The sequence below is a fragment of the Brevundimonas sp. Leaf363 genome (assembly GCF_001424025.1).
GTDB lineage: Bacteria > Pseudomonadota > Alphaproteobacteria > Caulobacterales > Caulobacteraceae > Brevundimonas.
Genome location: NZ_LMPZ01000003.1, coordinates 31,483 through 47,184, shown reverse-complemented (window position 1 = coordinate 47,184; position 15,702 = coordinate 31,483). Strand labels below are relative to the sequence as shown.

Annotated in this window: 18 protein-coding genes and 1 tRNA gene; 6 read left to right on the top strand and 13 right to left on the bottom strand. The window is 68.0% G+C overall.

Annotation, left to right across the window (positions count from 1 at the left end; translation table 11 throughout):
• Positions 1-2: 2 nt before the first annotated feature.
• From ASG17_RS11175 to ASG17_RS11165, 3 genes are read right to left on the bottom strand one after another with little or no spacing between them, the layout of a single operon-like run.
• The gene (locus ASG17_RS11175) at positions 3-194 is read right to left on the bottom strand and encodes a hypothetical protein (RefSeq protein WP_056103573.1); all 192 of its coding nucleotides are present in this window, start codon (positions 192-194) and stop codon (positions 3-5) included.
• Positions 191-631 carry a hypothetical protein gene (locus ASG17_RS11170; RefSeq protein WP_056103570.1) on the bottom strand — a complete coding sequence of 147 codons (441 nt, stop codon included), beginning with the start codon at positions 629-631 and terminating at the stop codon, positions 191-193. The genes ASG17_RS11175 and ASG17_RS11170 overlap by 4 nt, the downstream gene beginning before the upstream one ends.
• Before the next feature lie 37 nt (positions 632-668).
• Positions 669-2,477 (bottom strand): tetratricopeptide repeat protein, encoded by a 1,809-nt coding sequence (locus tag ASG17_RS11165; protein ID WP_156367844.1) that lies wholly within the window; start codon positions 2,475-2,477, stop codon positions 669-671.
• A gap of 119 nt (positions 2,478-2,596) precedes the next feature.
• On the opposite strand from ASG17_RS11165, the gene flbT reads away from it, so the two are divergent.
• The 3 genes from flbT to ASG17_RS11150 all read left to right on the top strand — a co-directional run bounded on the left by flbT (position 2,597) and on the right by ASG17_RS11150 (position 4,408).
• Complete coding sequence (gene flbT, locus ASG17_RS11160) at positions 2,597-3,019, top strand: flagellar biosynthesis repressor FlbT (RefSeq protein ID WP_056103564.1); 423 nt, start codon at positions 2,597-2,599, stop codon at positions 3,017-3,019.
• The gene (gene flaF / locus ASG17_RS11155; RefSeq protein WP_056103560.1) at positions 2,979-3,350 is read left to right on the top strand and encodes a flagellar biosynthesis regulator FlaF; all 372 of its coding nucleotides are present in this window, start codon (positions 2,979-2,981) and stop codon (positions 3,348-3,350) included. The genes flbT and flaF overlap by 41 nt, the downstream gene beginning before the upstream one ends.
• A 227-nt stretch (positions 3,351-3,577) precedes the next feature.
• On the top strand, positions 3,578-4,408 hold the full coding sequence (locus ASG17_RS11150) for a flagellin (protein ID WP_056103558.1): 831 nt from the start codon (positions 3,578-3,580) through the stop codon (positions 4,406-4,408).
• A gap of 297 nt (positions 4,409-4,705) precedes the next feature.
• On the opposite strand, the gene ASG17_RS11145 is transcribed toward ASG17_RS11150, so the two are convergent.
• From ASG17_RS11145 to ASG17_RS11100, 10 genes are all read right to left on the bottom strand, one after another.
• A complete protein-coding gene (locus ASG17_RS11145) occupies positions 4,706-5,347 on the bottom strand; it encodes an exopolysaccharide biosynthesis protein (RefSeq protein WP_056103556.1) in 642 nt (213 codons plus the stop codon).
• A gap of 77 nt (positions 5,348-5,424) precedes the next feature.
• The gene (locus ASG17_RS11140) at positions 5,425-6,060 is read right to left on the bottom strand and encodes an exopolysaccharide biosynthesis protein (protein WP_056103553.1); all 636 of its coding nucleotides are present in this window, start codon (positions 6,058-6,060) and stop codon (positions 5,425-5,427) included.
• 40 nt (positions 6,061-6,100) lie between these two features.
• Positions 6,101-6,289: a DUF3008 family protein gene (locus tag ASG17_RS11135; RefSeq protein WP_056103550.1), complete on the bottom strand. Its 189-nt coding sequence runs from the start codon at positions 6,287-6,289 to the stop codon at positions 6,101-6,103.
• 49 nt (positions 6,290-6,338) lie between these two features.
• Positions 6,339-6,830 (bottom strand): GNAT family N-acetyltransferase, encoded by a 492-nt coding sequence (locus ASG17_RS11130; protein ID WP_056103548.1) that lies wholly within the window; start codon positions 6,828-6,830, stop codon positions 6,339-6,341.
• Entirely contained in the window at positions 6,823-7,431 is a 609-nt protein-coding gene (locus ASG17_RS11125; RefSeq protein ID WP_056103546.1) for a hypothetical protein, read from the bottom strand. Before ASG17_RS11125 ends, ASG17_RS11130 begins: the two co-directional genes overlap by 8 nt.
• Positions 7,428-8,591, bottom strand: coding sequence for an isovaleryl-CoA dehydrogenase (locus ASG17_RS11120; protein ID WP_056103543.1), 1,164 nt, complete (start codon positions 8,589-8,591; stop codon positions 7,428-7,430). The genes ASG17_RS11125 and ASG17_RS11120 overlap by 4 nt, the downstream gene beginning before the upstream one ends.
• Positions 8,592-8,632: 41 nt before the next feature.
• Positions 8,633-10,243, bottom strand: a complete 1,611-nt coding sequence (locus ASG17_RS11115) for a lysozyme (RefSeq protein ID WP_056103539.1) — start codon at positions 10,241-10,243, stop codon at positions 8,633-8,635.
• 75 nt (positions 10,244-10,318) lie between these two features.
• The gene (gene mgtE / locus ASG17_RS11110) at positions 10,319-11,719 is read right to left on the bottom strand and encodes a magnesium transporter (protein ID WP_056103537.1); all 1,401 of its coding nucleotides are present in this window, start codon (positions 11,717-11,719) and stop codon (positions 10,319-10,321) included.
• Between the two features lie 71 nt (positions 11,720-11,790).
• Positions 11,791-11,875: transfer RNA gene (locus ASG17_RS11105), tRNA-Leu, on the bottom strand.
• A gap of 53 nt (positions 11,876-11,928) precedes the next feature.
• Positions 11,929-12,180, bottom strand: a complete 252-nt coding sequence (locus ASG17_RS11100; RefSeq protein WP_056103534.1) for a FliM/FliN family flagellar motor switch protein — start codon at positions 12,178-12,180, stop codon at positions 11,929-11,931.
• Positions 12,181-12,231: 51 nt separating this feature from the next.
• On the opposite strand from ASG17_RS11100, the gene lipB reads away from it, so the two are divergent.
• The 3 genes from lipB to ASG17_RS15815 all read left to right on the top strand — a co-directional run bounded on the left by lipB (position 12,232) and on the right by ASG17_RS15815 (position 15,677).
• A complete protein-coding gene (gene lipB / locus ASG17_RS11095; RefSeq protein WP_056103531.1) occupies positions 12,232-12,921 on the top strand; it encodes a lipoyl(octanoyl) transferase LipB in 690 nt (229 codons plus the stop codon).
• A gap of 190 nt (positions 12,922-13,111) precedes the next feature.
• On the top strand, positions 13,112-13,360 hold the full coding sequence (locus ASG17_RS15235; protein WP_369796700.1) for a GIY-YIG nuclease family protein: 249 nt from the start codon (positions 13,112-13,114) through the stop codon (positions 13,358-13,360).
• A gap of 337 nt (positions 13,361-13,697) precedes the next feature.
• Positions 13,698-15,677, top strand: coding sequence for a terminase large subunit domain-containing protein (locus tag ASG17_RS15815; protein ID WP_235560428.1), 1,980 nt, complete (start codon positions 13,698-13,700; stop codon positions 15,675-15,677).
• The last annotated feature ends 25 nt before the right edge of the window (positions 15,678-15,702 follow it).

Here is a 15,702-nt window from a genome sequence, read left to right as displayed (position 1 = left end):
GATCAGGTGATGCGCTTGGCCGAAACCGGGTCACTCGCCGGGAAGGATTCTTCGATGCCTTCATCCAGCAGGGCTTCCTGGCGGTCTTCGGCGTGCTTCGTCTTGTCCTTCAGCTGATCGGGCTTGCCGACCTCGGGCTCCGCACGGCGGGCGTGCGGCGTCTCAGGGTTGTGGTCTTCTTTATGGGCGCTCATCGCAGTTCCTCCTGCTTGTCGTCAGGGCCGTAGCCCAGGTCTTCGATGTCGTCGTCCGACAGCGTCTTGGATTCCCAATGGGCCGCGCTGGCCTGTGCGCCGCGCTCGTTTTCCATCAGTCCGGAATAGACCAGCTCGACTTCGTCCGGACCGCGCTGGCCTGTGCTTTCTGTGTCGATTTCGCTGATCCGACCCGCGTCCACGCCCAGCAGGGCGTCGGCCTCGGCCTCGATCCCGTCCAGCGCCAACTGGTCATCGATGTTCAGATCGTCCTCGTCGAACGCCTCTTCATCAGCGTCGCCGTCGGCCTGTGTGACGTCCAGAACGTCGTCCGCCTCGTCCAGCAGGAACTCGGCGTCCCCCTCGTCGTCGAGATGGGTTTCGTCGAACATCTCCGACTGATCCTGCTCGTCGGCTGTGTTTTCGATTTCGGCCATGGCGCTACTCCTCTGTACGGGACGCAACGCCCAGCTATCAGGCCGTGTTCCAGTGTCCGGAGACAGCCTTATCTAGCGCCGCCCGCACCCGGTCGATCGCTCCTGGCCAACCGTTGAAGCCTCCGGTCGCGAAGGTGCGCATGCGCGGATAGAAGGGATAGCGGTCGGTCCCCAGCAGGTGCCAGTCGTCCGGCGCATGGATCATCCAGGTGCGCGCCCCGACCGCGGCGGCGATGTTGGTCCCCGCGATGCCCGGTCCGATCACGAGGTCCAGCGTGACAGACAGGGCGGCCACGTCCTCCAGATCGTCCTTCAGATTGATCGGGGGCGTATGGATGACGACGCCCGCCGCTGCTGCCTCGGCCAGATCCGCTTCGGTGTCGCCGCACTGCAGGTTGATCATCACGCAGCCGGGCGTGGTCAGGACGGGGCTCCACCGCTCGAAGCTGGAGAAGTAGCGGGCGCGCACGCCGGTCAGCACCAGGCTCTTCCAATGCAGGCCGACTTTCAGGCCCGGCCCCAGGTCGTCCAGCCAGGTCCGCCAGCGCTCCACTCGCACTGGGTCGGCGACCAGGTAGCCGTCGCGGTCGGGGAAACTGTCGATGTCCGGCCGGAACGCAGCCATCAGGCTGCCCATCGGAATGTAGGCGTCCAGCCTGCCGTCGGCTTTGGCGGCGTCCTCTGCGAAGGGGACGAAGCGGGTCAGTCGGCCCTCCAGCCGCACCGCCCGGTGCGCGCCGACAATGGCGTCTTGGAAGCTGCGTTGAAACATCTCCACCAGTCGCTTCTCGACCGACACATAAACCTGGCCGGTCGGTCCGACAGCGTCGATCAGGTCCGGCAGGCAACTGCCGAACACCATCTCGTCGGCCAGGCCCTGTTCGCCCAGCACCAGAATGCGCCGGCCTTCCAGCGGCGTCGCCCCGTCCCAGCGAGGCGCGTCGATGACCGGGCGCACGGCGTCGGGCAGGGCAGGGTCCAGGCGCACGTCATAGGCCGCGAAGCCCTCGCCGATCCGGCCCATGGCCATCAACTGCATGGCGTGCGCCATCTTCATCATGGCGGTCTCGTAGCCGCCCTCCGCGCCCGACGCCGCCGCCTCCAGATCCTCCAGCGCGCCCTGCGCGTCGCCCAGAGGGAAGCGGACGTTGGCGCGGTTGTAGCGGGCCTTGGCGAAGGCAGGGTCCAGACGCAGCGCCTCCTCGAAGAAAGGCAGGGCCTTGGCGCTCTCGCCCTGATCGCTCATCACCGTGCCGACGGTGTTCCAGAGGATGGGGCTGGTCGGCTCCAGGGCGATCATCTGCTGCAGCAGGCCGATCGCTTCGCCATAGCGCTTCTGGTCGCGCAGGCTGCAGGCCAGGTTGTTCGACGCCTCGACGTGCCCGGGGTGGTTGGCCAGGAATTTTCGCAGCAGCTTCTCGGCGATTTCCAGATAGCCCAGTCGCTGCGCCAGGCGCGCCAGATCCTGAGCCACGTCGGTCTCGTCCGGCAGCAGCCTCACCGCCGCCTGGTAGGCGCTCAAGGCCTGGGCGACGCGGCCTTCCTTCTCCTGGGCGATGGCCAGGATGTGCCAGGCCAGGCCGCTTCGGTCATCGATCTTCAGCGCCTCCAGCGCCGCCGCACTCGCTGCACCGTACTGGTGGGTCTTGATGCCCGCGACACTGGCCCGCAGCCGCTCGATCAGCTTCTTCTGCTGCTTGACGGTGGTCTTGGTCGGCTTGGCCAGCGCGCGTGTCAGCCGGCCCAGCGCCTCGGGCGAGGCGGCGTCGCCGGTGGCGTCCTGAACCGTCGGCTGAAAGCCGACCTCGGCCGCGTCGGCGTCGGGCGGCAGGGTGTCCAGAGACATGAGGCGGTCCGTGTCAGCGTGGTTCGTCATCATCCGGGGCGTTCCACAAGACATGGTTAACCACGCTCGTTTAGCTTTGCCTGCGTCGCGCGATCGAAGGTCGCGGCCGGAGACCCGTCATGCCCCTGAAATTGTCGCTGCGCCCGGGCGAGAAGTTCGTCCTGAACGGCGCCGTCGTCCAGAACGGCGACCGCCGCGGTGTGCTGATCCTTCAGAACAAGGCCAGCGTCCTGCGCGAGAAGGACATCATGCAGGCGTCCGACGTCGTGTCGCCGGCCACCCGGATCTATTTCCCCGTCATGATGATGTACCTGGACGAGAACGCCGCGCCGAAATTTTACGACGAGTTTACCCGTCGGGTGTCAGAGTTCATGAGCGCGACGCGCAACCCGCAGGCAATGGCGGATTGTGTGGCCGCGTCGCGGCACGTGCTGGCCCGCGAATACTACAAGGCGCTGATGGCGGCCCGGAAACTGGTCGATTACGAAGAGGGACTGGGCCATGTCGCTTCAGGCTTACAAGGCGGCGGCGAGCAGGACTGAAACGCCGCGGGAGCTGGAGTATCGCCTGTTCGGACAGGTGACCCGCGCCCTGATGAGCGCCGCCGAGGCGCACCCGACGGACGTCAAGACCCGCATCGACGCCCTGGATTGGAACCGTCGTCTCTGGACGACCCTCGCCACCGATTGCAGCGACCCCGACAACGCGCTGGCCAAGCCGATGCGCGCCCAGATCATCTCCATCAGCCTGTTCGTCAGCCGGCACTCGTCGGCCGTGATGCGCGGCGACGAGGACTTCGGTCCCCTGATCGACATCAACCGCTCGATCATGCAGGGCCTGGCGCCGACGCCCGCCGCCCAGCAGGCGGCCTGAGCCCCAACCCCTGAGCCGCCACCCCTGATCCGCTGCTAGGCAAAAGCCTCGACCCGCCCTTGGCAATTCCTGCCGGGCGACATCTGCACGATCATCGATAACTCAACAGATGCAAAGGGTTGTGCGCACTCCGCGCGGCCCGCTCCTTGCTGTGTCCTTCAGCGAACCAGAACCGGTTCTGCGGCCAGAAGGCCGTTTGACCTATTCCAGAATGGAAGGACTACGCCATGCTCTCGAGCTCGGTGAACACCAACGTGGGCGCGATGATCGCGCTCCAGAACCTGAACGCGACCAACACCGAACTGCAGATCACCCAAAACCGGATCAACACCGGCAAGAAGGTGGCTTCAGCCAAGGACAACGGGGCCATCTGGGCGATTGCCCAGGGCCAACGCTCCGACATCGGTGCCTTGAGCGCGGTGAAACAGTCGCTCGATCGTGGTGTCGCCGCGGTCGATGTGGCGCTGGCGGCGGGCGAGACGGTCTCCGACCTCTTGCTGCAGATGAAGGAGAAGGCCCTTGCAGCGACCGACGAGTCGCTCAGCTCCGCGGCGCGCACGGCGCTGAACGAGGACTTCCAGGCGCTGCGCGACCAGATCGCCAGCGTCACCGCCAACGCCGAGTTCAACGGGGTCAACCTGCTCGAACAAAGCGCGACCGGCTTCCAGGCTCTGGCCAACGCCGACGGGACTTCGTCCCTGACGGTTTCGGCCGAAGACATGTCGCTGGGGTCCACAACCGTCACCGTGACCGCCTCGCAGGGTATCGACACGCTTTCAGCGGCCCAGGCCGCCCTGACGGATGTGGATGAGTCCATCGACAATGTCTCCGGCGCCCTGGCGCGTCTGGGCACCAAGTCGAAGGCTCTGGAAACCCACACCACCTTCGTGGGCAAGCTGTCGGACGCGCTGGAATCCGGCGTCGGCAACCTGGTGGACGCCGATCTGGCGAAGGAAAGCGCGAAGCTCCAGGCCCTGCAGACAAAGCAGCAGCTGGGGGTCCAGGCGCTCAGCATCGCCAATCAGACGCCGCAGCTCGTTCTGTCGCTGTTCCAGTAAATCACTTCGGGTTCGAAGAAACGCCGGGAGGGACGCCCCTCCCGGCGTTTTCGCGTTCCGGCGTTATTGATATGGGCGCTTGCCAAGCGGCCCGATCGGCCTAACTCTCCGTGCGTGCGGCAGACTTTGCGCCGCGTATCTGAAAGGAGGTGATCCAGTGTCTCATTGTCATCAATCGCGAGCGGCCGCGACCTGGACCTCGTTGGAGGCCCGGGCCTGATCCTTTCAGGCAAGGTTTCGATCGCAGCGCGATCAGACAATGAAGGGCCGTCGCAGCGACGCGGCGGCCCTTTTGCTTTACCGGCCGATCAGATTGCCGGCCCAGGTAAGCCCGGCGAACAGAAATTCGGACACGATGTTCCAGGCCAGCCACACCGCGATCCCGGCGGCGGCGAACATCAGCCAACCGACAATGACCAGAGCGCCATCCCTCTGCATCAGGCCGAAGCCGAACGTGGCGACGATCAGCGCCGGCGCCAGATTGCCGCCCCAGATCGGCAGGATCAGGATGACGCACAGCACGCTGCTGACCACGCCGATCAGGATTTCCGATGCATCGCTGGTCATGATCGACAGGCGTGGCCGTGTCAGGCGCTCTATCTTTCTGAGGGCGGGTAGGGCGCGTCCCACCGCTCGGCGGTAGGTCGAGCGGTCGATGCTGCGCCTCAACGCCCAGCGCGGGAGCCACAGCTGGTCGCCGCGGAACACCAACTGGATCGAAACCACCAGCAGCGGGATGCCCAGAATGGTCGTCGATCCCGGCACTGCCCCGGCGATCAGGTTCAGCAGGCCGAAGAACAGCATCATCGCACCCATGCCGCGCTCGCCGAACGCGTTCACCAATTCGCCCAGGTAGAGCTTGGGATCGTCCTGACCGCCGATGTCCGCGACCACCTTCGAGAAGGGTCGCGCGTCAGCCTGATAGTCGTAGTCGGGCATGGCCGGAGGCGCTCGCGATTGGGTGACGTGCATCTAGGCGTTGCCGGGACGCAGCGCCACTGAACGATCGGTAAGTCTCAAACCAGATTTTGGACCCAATCCCAGCCCTCGACGAAGACGCCGACGATCAGGCGCCAGGCCAGGACGATGATCGCAGCGGAGATCCCCGTGACGATCCAGCCCAGGATGATCGCAAGCCCGTCTCGCTGCATGATCCCCAGTGAAAACAGGCCGATGGCGATCGCGGGGACCAGGTTGCCACCCCACACCGGCAGCACCAGGACGATGGACAGAAACAGGCACGCCAGCCCGACCAGGCCCTGCCCGAACGGCCCGCTCAGAAAAGCCAGCCGGGGTTTAGACAGCCTCTCGCTCAAGCGGATCGCCTTCATGAAGTGGGCTGACAGGTCGCGAAAGGTCTTGCGGTTGATGGACGCCCGCTCGATCCACCCTGGCAGCCACAGGCTGTCGCGCCCCCAAGCCAGCTCCATCGACAGAAACAGCAAGGGGGCGCCGGTGATCGTCGTGCCGCCGGGCGGCCAGGGCAGCATGTTGATGATGGCGAACAGCAGCATCACGGCGCCGAACGCGCGCTCCCCGAACGCCTCGACCACCTCGCCCAGAAACAGTTTCTGGCCCGGGCGAGCGCCGATGCGCTCCAGCACAGCGGAGAACTCGCGCGGACGCCCGGTCGAGGTTTCGCACTGGCGCATGGGATCGAGTTACGCGCGAAACGCGACGTTTGTCATCCGATCAGCGGTCGCCGACATGCTCGGGCTTTCCCTTGCGCTGGGTGTGCGCAAAGTCCTCGAGCTGCTTTTCGGTCATCGTATCGACCATCTGCCTGGACGCGCCCTTGAGTTCGGACTTGGGCGTCTCGCCGCGCTTGGCGCTGAGTGCTGCGCCGGCGGCCTTCTGCTGGGCGGCGGATTTGGCGGGCATGGGCGTCTCCTTGTCGGAGGCTAACCGACCAGGCCCGGCGCCGTTCCGATCAGCCCCAATCGCGCGCCATATAGATCGCCGCCGGCCCGTACTTTGCGACCTTGGCCACGACGGGTCCGATCATCGCCGGCCGCCACCCCAGCCGGCGCCAGAAAGGCTCGGCCCCGTCCACCGCCACCAGCTCCGAGCGCCGGATCTGCGGATGCGCCGCCTCGCACGCCGCCAGCAGCGCACGCCCGACGCCGCGCCCGCGCGCCGCCCGCGCCGTCGATAGATCATGGATGTACCAGATGTCGCCCTCGGCCCGCTCGAGCGTCGTGTCCGGCACGGGCGGGCTCATCGACGTCCAGGGATGGCTCAGCAGATACCCCTCCAGCCGCCCCTCCCGCTCCAGCGCCCAGCACCAGTCCGGGGCGACGGCTATCCGGCTGACGAAGGCCTCTTCGCCGTCCCACAACGCCTCCGGATAGCCGTCCGCCTGCAACGCCAGAGCGGCAGGCAGGTCGGCCGGGGTCAGGGGGCGGATCAGACTGTCAGCCACGGATACGCAGCTTGCGACGCAGGTTGGCGCGCGCTGCTTCTTCAAAGGTCGCCCGGCCCCAGTCGCTGAAATAGAGCGTCGGCCGCGCCAGGAAGCTCTTCAGGATGCGTCGACGCGCCATTCCATAGAAGGGCCAGGACACATGGCGGTACTCTCGCCGGATGGCTCGGTCGTAGGCTTTGAACACACGCGACGGCACGGCCAGGATCGACAGGTCCATGTCGAGGAACTCGGCCATGTCGTCTGTCTCATCAACAGCGAGGCCATTGGGGATGCGATGCGCTGCCGTCGCCTCGGTGAGCCGAACGGCCTTGGCCGCCGATGCGGCGTCGAAACCGGGCAGGGCGCTCTGCGCCAACAGCGCCGCGCTTCTCGCCTCATTGTCCTTGGCGCGCGGATCGTAGACCGCGTCGTGGAACAGGATGGCCAGGAAGACGGCATCGGCGTCCCGCAAGCCGTCCGCCCGCTGGTCGAACCAGCCCAGCAGCGCCGCAATGTGGGCCCAGGTGTGATAGGCGCGCTGCGGCTCGGCGTAGCGGCGACGCAGGTCGGCCAGAACCGGCTCCGGAACCCGCGCCAGCCTGTCCGCCGAGGTGGTCACCCGCCCACCAGCTCCCGCCCGATCAGGAACCGCCGGATCTCGTTCGTGCCCGCGCCGATGTCGTAGAGCTTGGCGTCCCGGACCAACCGTTCGACCGGCCATTCCTTGGTATAGCCGGCGCCGCCCAGAGCCTGAACGGCCTCCAGCGTCACCTTCACCGCATTCTCGGACGCCAGCAGGATGGCGCCCGCCGCATCGTATCGCGTCGTCCGACCCGCGTCGCAGGCGCGCGCGACGGCGTAGACATAGGTCCGGGCGCTGTTCAGGGCGACGTACATGTCCGCCACCTTGGCCTGCATCAGTTGGAAGCTGCCGATGGCCTTGCCGAACTGCTTGCGGTCGCGGACGTAGGGCAGCACGACATCCAGCGCCGCCTGCATGATGCCTAGCGGCCCGCCGGACAGGACCGTGCGTTCATAATCCAGGCCGCTCATCAGCACGCCGGCGCCGCCGCCCAGCGGGCCCATGACGTTGTCTTCCGGCACTTCGCAGTCCTCGAACACCAGCTCGGCGGTGTCCGACCCCCGCATGCCCATCTTGTCCAGCTTCTTGGAGACGCTGAACCCCTTCATCCCCTTCTCGATCAGGAAGGTGGTGACCCCGCCGTTGCCCTCGCCGGTGCGGGCGTAGACCACCAGGGTGTCGGCGGTGGGCGAGTTGGTGATCCAGAATTTCGTGCCGTTCAGGACGTAGCGGTCGCCCTTCTTCTCGGCGCGGGTGCGCATCGACATGACGTCGGAGCCGGAGCCGGCCTCCGACATGGCCAGCGACCCCAGATGCTCCCCCGAGATCAGCTTGGGCAGATATTTCGCCTTCTGCTCGGGCGTGCCCCAGCGCCGGATCTGGTTGACGCACAGGTTGGAGTGGGCGCCGTAGCTCAGGCCGATCGAGGCCGAGGCGCGCGACACCTCCTCCATCGCCACGACGTGTTCGAGATAACCGAGGCCGAGGCCGCCGTATTCTTCCTCGACGGTGATGCCGTGCAGGCCCAGTTCGCCCATCTCGGGCCACAGGTCGCGGGCGAACGTGTTGGTTTCGTCGATTTCCGCGGCGCGCGGCGCCAGACGGTCGGCAGCCCAGCGGGCGGTGGTCTCGCGGATGGCGTCGGCGTTCTCGCCGAGGCCGAATTCCATGCTTTGGGGTGCGTTGGGAATGCTCATGCCCGTGGGGTTAGCACCCTGCGAGGGCCGGTCAAAGCAGGCTAGTTGGCCTTGCGGTCGGCTGTCCATGCCCGGAACAGGTTGTAGCCCGACACGCCCACGCAGACCAGGGCGATCAGCAGCAGAACCCATCCGACCATGGCCAGCTGGGCCCCGTCAGGACCTTCCTCGGCCGCCTTGCGGAAGCCGGCGACAGCGGCGCCGAAGGACACCAGGCCGATCCCGCCCATGGCTGCAAACGCGCCGAACTCGGGCCAATCCGACCGGCGCGGCGCGATCTCCGCCTCATGGCGCAGGACAGAGGCGGAGGCCGGATGCAGCACCTCTTCGAAAAGCGGCGATTCATCAGCGGTGGTGATGCCGCGGTCAACCTCGGACCACAGGGGGCGCAGGATCGGGGAGTCATCCTCGTCGGGCGGGGTCAGAACCAGGCGAGGCGCATCCAAGACGGGCGCGTCCGGCGCGCTTTCGAAGGTGTTGGTCTCGACCTCGATCACGTCTTCGACCGCAACCGGTTCCGACGTCTCGGGCGGAGCCTCGGCTTCCTGCAGACCGGCGGCCGGGGCCGGCGAGATCGCGCTCATGGCGCCATCCAGTCCTGGGATCGGCCCGATCAGGACGCCGGCGTAGGGCGACATCCGCAGACTGGCCGAAGCCGAGGCGGCGAGAGGCGCCGACGAGGCTTCGGTCTCGACGAGCGTGTCCATCTCGGGCGCTGCGTACGATATGGCGTCGACCATCGGCTCAGCCTCGAGCGCGGCTTCCACGGGCGCTCCAGCGGGCGTCGCGTCTGCAACGGCCGGCTCAGCGTCCGCTTCGACCTCGCCGCCGGTATCCGGGATCACAGCTTCTGCGGTCGGTTCCGGCGTCGTCTCGGCGGGCGCATCTTCTTCGATCGCTGCCGGCTCGTCGGCCGGAGGTTCCGCCGGCTGAACCGTGGGCGTGACCTCGGCTTCGGCGATTTCCAGAGCGTCGTCGGTCGAAGAGGTGGCGACTTCAGCTTCCGCCTCGACCGGAAGGGTCACGACCGGTTCGACGTCCGGGGCGGCCGGTGCGTCTTCGGTCGACGTCTGGGCCGCGTCCTCTGCGACCGCAGCTTCCGAAACCGGCGTCTCCTCATGCGCGGGCTCGATCACCGCGAGAGACGGAGGGGCAGGCAGAGGCAGCGGCGCCGCCATCAACTGGGCCAGGGTGACTGGGCTGGCGGCGTCGGCGACGAACAGGGCGCGCTCGGCGGCCCGGCGGCGCAACACGGCGTCGGGCGGAGCGATCTCGGGCGAGCCGACCATGGCGTCGGCGGCTTCGTCGGCCGACCCGGCGCGCAGCCGCTCAAGCACCGGGGAGGTCTCAAAGCGGTCCAGCCCCACGGAAAAGGCATAGCTGGCGAGCGCGTCGAACTGGTGCTGGTTGATCCAGACGGGCGCCCGGTCGTTCAGCGTTCCCACCACCGGAATCAGGTCGTATTGCAGCAGCAACTCGGCGTCGGCCTCGCTGACCGTCAGTCCCTCGCGCGCGGATCGGGTGTGACCGTAGCCGATGACCCAGCCGCCGTCGGGGCGCGGCTGGGCGCTGGCGCGGAAGCCCTCGAAGCTCTTGATGAGCACGACGCCTTCTCGCGAGACCTTCAGACGCTTTTCAGTCGTGTCCGACACGGCAGACCTTGTTCCAAATCGAGACGGGCCGAGAGCCCGCGTCATACGGCCAGCAAAGGCCGGGCCGGTTGGAAACTAGAGCAACACAATCGTCGCCAGGCCAAGGAAGATCAGGAAGCCGAAGAAATCGGTCGTCGCGGTGACGAAGACGGCCGACGAGACGGCCGGGTCGAATTTCAGTTTCGACAAGGTCACGGGCGTCAGAACGCCTACGGTCGCCGCCACCACCAGGTTCAGCACCATGGCGGCGCCGATGACCAGTCCGATGCGCCAATTCTCGTCACGGAACCACAGGGCGGTGGCCAGACCGATCAGGGGCGCCAGGATCAGGCCGTTGGCCACCCCGACCACAAGCTCGCGCAGGAAGGTCCGCATGGCGTTCGAGCTGTTCAGCTCGCGCGTCGCCAGCGCCCGCACCGTGACGGTCAGCGCCTGCGTCCCCGCATTGCCGCCGATGGCGGAGACGATGGGCATCAGGATCGCCAGGGCGACGATCTGCTGGATCGTGCCTTCGAACCATCCGATCACACTGGCGCCGATGACGGCGGTGAAAAGGTTGATGGCCAGCCAGGGCACGCGGCCCTGGACGATCTCCACCACCGAAGAGCCCCGATCCTCGTCGCGCACACCGGCCAGGCGCAGGATGTCCTCGCGGTTCTCTTCCTGGATGATGTTGACGATGTCGTCGACCGTCACCTGGCCGACCAGACGGCCCGCCGCATCGATGACGGGCGCCGAGATCAGGTGGTATTTTTCGAAAATGTAGGCGACCTCTTCCTGGTCCTGATCGACGGCGATCTCGTTGATCGGCTCCATGATGTCGGTCAGGCGCGCCTCGCGGGCGGCGCGCAGCAGGCCGCTGACGGGGATGCCACCGACGGGACGGTTCAGCGGATCGACGACGTAGACGTCAAAAAATAGCTCGGGCAGGTCGTCGCCCTGAAGCCGGACGTGGTCGATGGTGTCGCCGACGGTCCAGAATTGGGGCGCGGCCATCACCTCGCGCTGCATCAGGCGGCCGGCGGAGTCTTCCGCATAGCCCAGCGAGCTTTCGATCGCGGCGCGGTCGGTCTCGGGCATGGCGGCCAGAACGCGCTCGCGCTGGTCGTCTTCCAGATCCTCGACCACGGCGGCGGCGTCGTCGGAGTCCAGCTCCTGCAGCGCCTCGGCCAGGGTGCCGTGGGGGACGCGCTCCAGCACCTCTTCGCGGATGCCGTCGTCCAGCTCGGGCAGGGTCTCGGCCAGCAGTTCCGGCGGCAGCCACAGGACGACGACGCCCCGGTGCTCGGCCGTCAGGAAGCCCATCAGGTCCGCGACGTCGGCGGGGTGCAGGTCTTCGAGCAGACCGCGCAGGCCCATGCCGTCGGCGGCGTCGGCGGCGTCGACCACCTTCTCGACGAAGGCGGCGGTGAGGACGTAGTCCTCATCGAGGGCGACGTGGTCCTCGGCGTCGGGCCGGGCAACGGTGCTGGTCACGCGGTCGCCCCCCTTGTTGTAGTCTTCTCGTTGGAGTCTGACGCAGATTCGCCTTTGAAAACAGTTCCGGATGGTGCGGTCGAGAAGACTCGAACTTCCACGGGTTGCCCCACAGCGACCTCAACGCTGCGCGTCTACCAATTCCGCCACGACCGCTCGCATCCGGAGGGGGGCGCAGATAGCGTGGCGCGGGGCGAAAGGGAAGGGGCTTAGGCGGCGCCAGCCATGAAGTCGTAGGCGTCGGCCGGGCGCGTGACCGTGATGGCGATGCGGTCTTCGCGGATTTCGATCTCGCCGCGGGCGACCGGATGGTTGTTGGCCAGGATCCAGACCTCGTCCGATTCCGAGGCGTCCAGCGGGATCACGGCGCCCCGGCCCATGCGCAGCAGCTGGCTCATCGGCAGGACCGAACGGCCCAGGACGACGGAAATCTCTATGTCGACGGCGTCGATCTGGCTCAAGGCGGACTCTAAACTTGCGCGGGGGCGGCCCCACGCCACATTGGGGTCGCCATGCCTACCGAGCCGTTAAGTTCCGCCCTGATTCGCCCCGACGGCGCCGCTGTCGAATGGGTCGTCGCGCAGGGGCTGACCGGCTACGAGGCGGCCGTCGCCGAGATGGAGGCGCGCGTCGCCCGGATCGCGGCCGGCGAGGCGCCCGAGCGGGTCTGGCTGGTCGAACACCCGCCGCTCTACACCGCCGGCGTCTCGGCCAAGGAGGGCGACCTGCTGGATGCGGGCCGGTTCCCGGTGCACCAGACGGGCCGGGGGGGACAGTTCACCTATCACGGGCCGGGCCAGCGGGTGGCCTATGTGATGCTGGACCTGACGCAGCGCGGCCGCGACGTGCGCGGCTTCGTGCGCGGGCTGGAGCAGTGGCTGATCGGCGCGCTGGCGGAGTTCGGCGTGCCGGCCGATGTGCGCGAGGGGCGGGTAGGCGTCTGGGTCGAGCGGAAGGGCCCAGGCTGGTCGCGCGAGGACAAGATCGCGGCGATCGGGGTGAAGGTGAGGAAGTGGGTCAGCTTCCACGGGGTCAGCCTGAATGTGGAGCCGGACCTGGGGCATTTCGGCGGCATCGTGCCCTGCGGCATCGCCGAGCACGGGGTGACAAGCCTGATGGACCTGGGGGTGCCGGCCTCGATGGACGATGCGGACGCGGCGCTGAAGGCCAGCTTCCGGCGCGTGTTCGGGGCGGTGGACTGACCTCAAATCGTCATTCCGGGCTGCGAAGCAGAACCCGGAACCCAGGAGACCACACTGGACGGTGGCAACGTGCCGCCCTCGCATCCGGTCCCCTAGGTCCCGGGTCCGCTCTGCGAGCGCCCCAGGATGACGACAAGGGTTGAGCGCCGGTCGAAAACGATCCACGGTTGTGGCCAAGCTTGGAGGCCTCATGCGCGATCCGGACCACCTCATCGGCGTCTACATCATGGCCAGTCGGCGCAACGGTACGATCTACACAGGCGTCAGCGGACAGCTGGTGGCGCGGGTTGCGCAGCATCGGGCTGGAGCAATCCAGGGCTTCACCAAGGATTACGGCTGTAAACACTCGTCTGGTTCGAGCTGCACGAGCGGATCGACGCGGCGATCGGCCGCGAGAAGCAGATTAAGAAGTGGCGGCGGGCGTGGAAGCTGGCGCTGATCGAGGAAAAGAATCCTCAATGGCTAAATCTGGCGGAAGACTGGTTCAAGGAACCTGACGCCGGCAGTCCGGGGCAGAGCGAAGCGGAGGACCCGGAACCCAGGTGATTGGGCTGCGCCGTCTGCCGTCGTCGATGTCGAGCGCGGTCCCCTGGGTTGACGCTGCGCGCCGCCCTCCGGGTCCGGGTTCTGCTGCGCAGCCCCGGAATGACGGGACGATTGACATTGATAGGATGCGAGATGGTCGTAACCCTCTGATCTAACGCCGTCCGTCCCGGTCTCGCGCCGATCTGCCTGCCTGGGTTCGTGTGCGCTTCATCCTGCCGCCCATGCATGGGATGAGCGATGAAGAGCTGGATCGGCCGCTGCGGCAGAGCGCGGCGGGGATGACGTGGCGGCGGTGGTTTGGGCTGCTGGATCGCTATGCGGCGGGCGAGGCCGTGGGGGTGCTGGCGGCCGAGTTCGGGGTGTCGGTCGGCGCCATCCACCACAATGCGAAGAAGTGGGACCGGCGCAAGGCGGACCGGCCGGATGCGGTGCGGCGGGGCAAGGGGCCCATGCCGGCGACGGCGACGCCGCTGGCGGACGGGCGGGTGCGGGTGGCGTGCGGCGATCAGAGCATCGCCTTCGACCGCGACGACCCCGAGGCGACGGACCATTCGGCGCTGGATGTGGTGGAGCGCAATGCGGCGGCCGGGATGCTGCTGGAGACCCAGCGCGCCATCGTCGTGACCAAGGGGATGCGCGACCTGCTGACGCCGCGTTGGCGGCGGGGGCGGATCCGCTGGCTGAATGGCGACGAAGAGGCGGTGGAGGCGGTGGAGGCGGCGCCGGCCGAGGCGCCGCTGGTGCTGCGCGCGGCGCAGAGGCCGCCGGAAGGGCCGTGGGCGACGTGGCTGTTCCTGGGCGGGCGCGGGGCGGGCAAGACGCTGGCGGGGGCGTCGTGGATCGCGGATCAGGCGGTGGACGGGGCGCGGCTGGCGCTGGTGGGGCCGACGCTGCACGACGTGCGCGAGGTGATGATCGAGGGGGCGTCGGGGGTGCGGGCCCTGCCGCGCTGGGGCGCCGGGGATCGGCCTCGGTACGAGCCGTCGCGGCGGCGGCTGGTGTTCGAGAGCGGCGCGGTGGCGTGGGCGTTCTCGGCCGAGGACCCGGAGAGCCTGCGCGGGCCGCAGTTTCATGCGGCGTGGGTGGATGAGTTCTGCGCCTGGCCGGCGGGGACGGCGGGGGAGACGCTGGCGTTGTTGCGGATGGGGTTGCGGTTGGGAGGGTTGCGCGTGAGGGACCCCTCCACCGCTTCGCGGTCCCCCTCCCCACGATGTGGGGAGGAGATTGCGCTTCCCTCCCCATCCTCTTCGGATGGGGAGGGGAACCACGCAGTGGTGGAGGGGCCGTGCGAAGCGCCGCGCCTCGTTGTCACCACGACGCCCAAGCCGACGAAGGCGCTGCTGGCGTTGAAGGCGGAGGCGTCGTGCGTGGTGACGCAGGCGGCGACGAAGGAGAATGCGGCGCATCTGGCGGCGGGGTTTCTGGAGGGGCTCGAGGCGCTGTACGGCGGCACGCGGCGGGCGGCGCAGGAGCTGGAGGGCCAGGTGGTGGACCTGGACGGGGCGCTGTTCACCGCCGAGATGATGGCGGCGTGCCGATGGCCTTCTCCCCTTGGGGGAGAAGGTGGCTCGCGGAGCGAGACGGATGAGGGGACGGCCCGACACGACGCGGCGGCCGGCGAGTGCGCGGATAGCGCCCCCTCATCCGAGCGGCTCCGCCGCCCACCTTCTCCCCCGAGGGGAGCAGGGTCCTTCGACCGTATCGTCGTGGCCATCGACCCGTGCGTCACCGCGCACGGCGACCTGTGCGGCATCGTGGCGGCGGGGGCGCGGCGGCGGGCGGACGGGGTGCGCGAGGCGGTGGTGCTGGCCGACCGCTCGGCCGGAGGCTTAAGCCCCGACGCCTGGGCGCGGCGGGCCGTGGTCCTGGCCGAAGAGGTCGGCGCCGGGGCCGTGGTGGCCGAGGTCAACCAGGGCGGCGCCATGGTGCGCCAGGTGCTGAAGACCGCCGGCTGCACCCTGCCGGTACGCGAGGTGCGGGCCGTGCAAGGCAAGCGCGTCCGGGCCGAGCCGGTGGCGGCCCTCTATGAGCAGGGGCGGCTGAAGCACGCCGGGCTGTTCCGGGCGCTGGAGGAGGAGCTGATGGCGTTCGGCGCAGAGCGGGAGGGGGCGGAGTCGCTGGACCGCGCGGATGCGCTGGTGTGGGCGGTGACGGACCTGCTGATCGATGCGCCGGAGGGGGAGCGGGGGCCGCGGTTGCGGCTGGTGTGAGCGCTTTGCTCGCGGCAGTCACCAA

Coding starts and splice junctions, on each gene's coding strand:
- ASG17_RS11175 (WP_056103573.1), bottom strand. CDS start 194: ATGAGCGCCCATAAAGAAGACCACAACCCTGAGACGCCGCACGCCCGC.
- ASG17_RS11170 (WP_056103570.1), bottom strand. CDS start 631: ATGGCCGAAATCGAAAACACAGCCGACGAGCAGGATCAGTCGGAGATG.
- ASG17_RS11165 (WP_156367844.1), bottom strand. CDS start 2,477: ATGTCTCTGGACACCCTGCCGCCCGACGCCGACGCGGCCGAGGTCGGC.
- flbT (WP_056103564.1), top strand. CDS start 2,597: ATGCCCCTGAAATTGTCGCTGCGCCCGGGCGAGAAGTTCGTCCTGAAC.
- flaF (WP_056103560.1), top strand. CDS start 2,979: ATGTCGCTTCAGGCTTACAAGGCGGCGGCGAGCAGGACTGAAACGCCG.
- ASG17_RS11150 (WP_056103558.1), top strand. CDS start 3,578: ATGCTCTCGAGCTCGGTGAACACCAACGTGGGCGCGATGATCGCGCTC.
- ASG17_RS11145 (WP_056103556.1), bottom strand. CDS start 5,347: ATGCCCGACTACGACTATCAGGCTGACGCGCGACCCTTCTCGAAGGTG.
- ASG17_RS11140 (WP_056103553.1), bottom strand. CDS start 6,060: ATGCGCCAGTGCGAAACCTCGACCGGGCGTCCGCGCGAGTTCTCCGCT.
- ASG17_RS11135 (WP_056103550.1), bottom strand. CDS start 6,289: ATGCCCGCCAAATCCGCCGCCCAGCAGAAGGCCGCCGGCGCAGCACTC.
- ASG17_RS11120 (WP_056103543.1), bottom strand. CDS start 8,591: ATGAGCATTCCCAACGCACCCCAAAGCATGGAATTCGGCCTCGGCGAG.
- lipB (WP_056103531.1), top strand. CDS start 12,232: ATGCCTACCGAGCCGTTAAGTTCCGCCCTGATTCGCCCCGACGGCGCC.
- ASG17_RS15235 (WP_369796700.1), top strand. CDS start 13,112: ATGCGCGATCCGGACCACCTCATCGGCGTCTACATCATGGCCAGTCGG.
- ASG17_RS15815 (WP_235560428.1), top strand. CDS start 13,698: ATGAGCGATGAAGAGCTGGATCGGCCGCTGCGGCAGAGCGCGGCGGGG.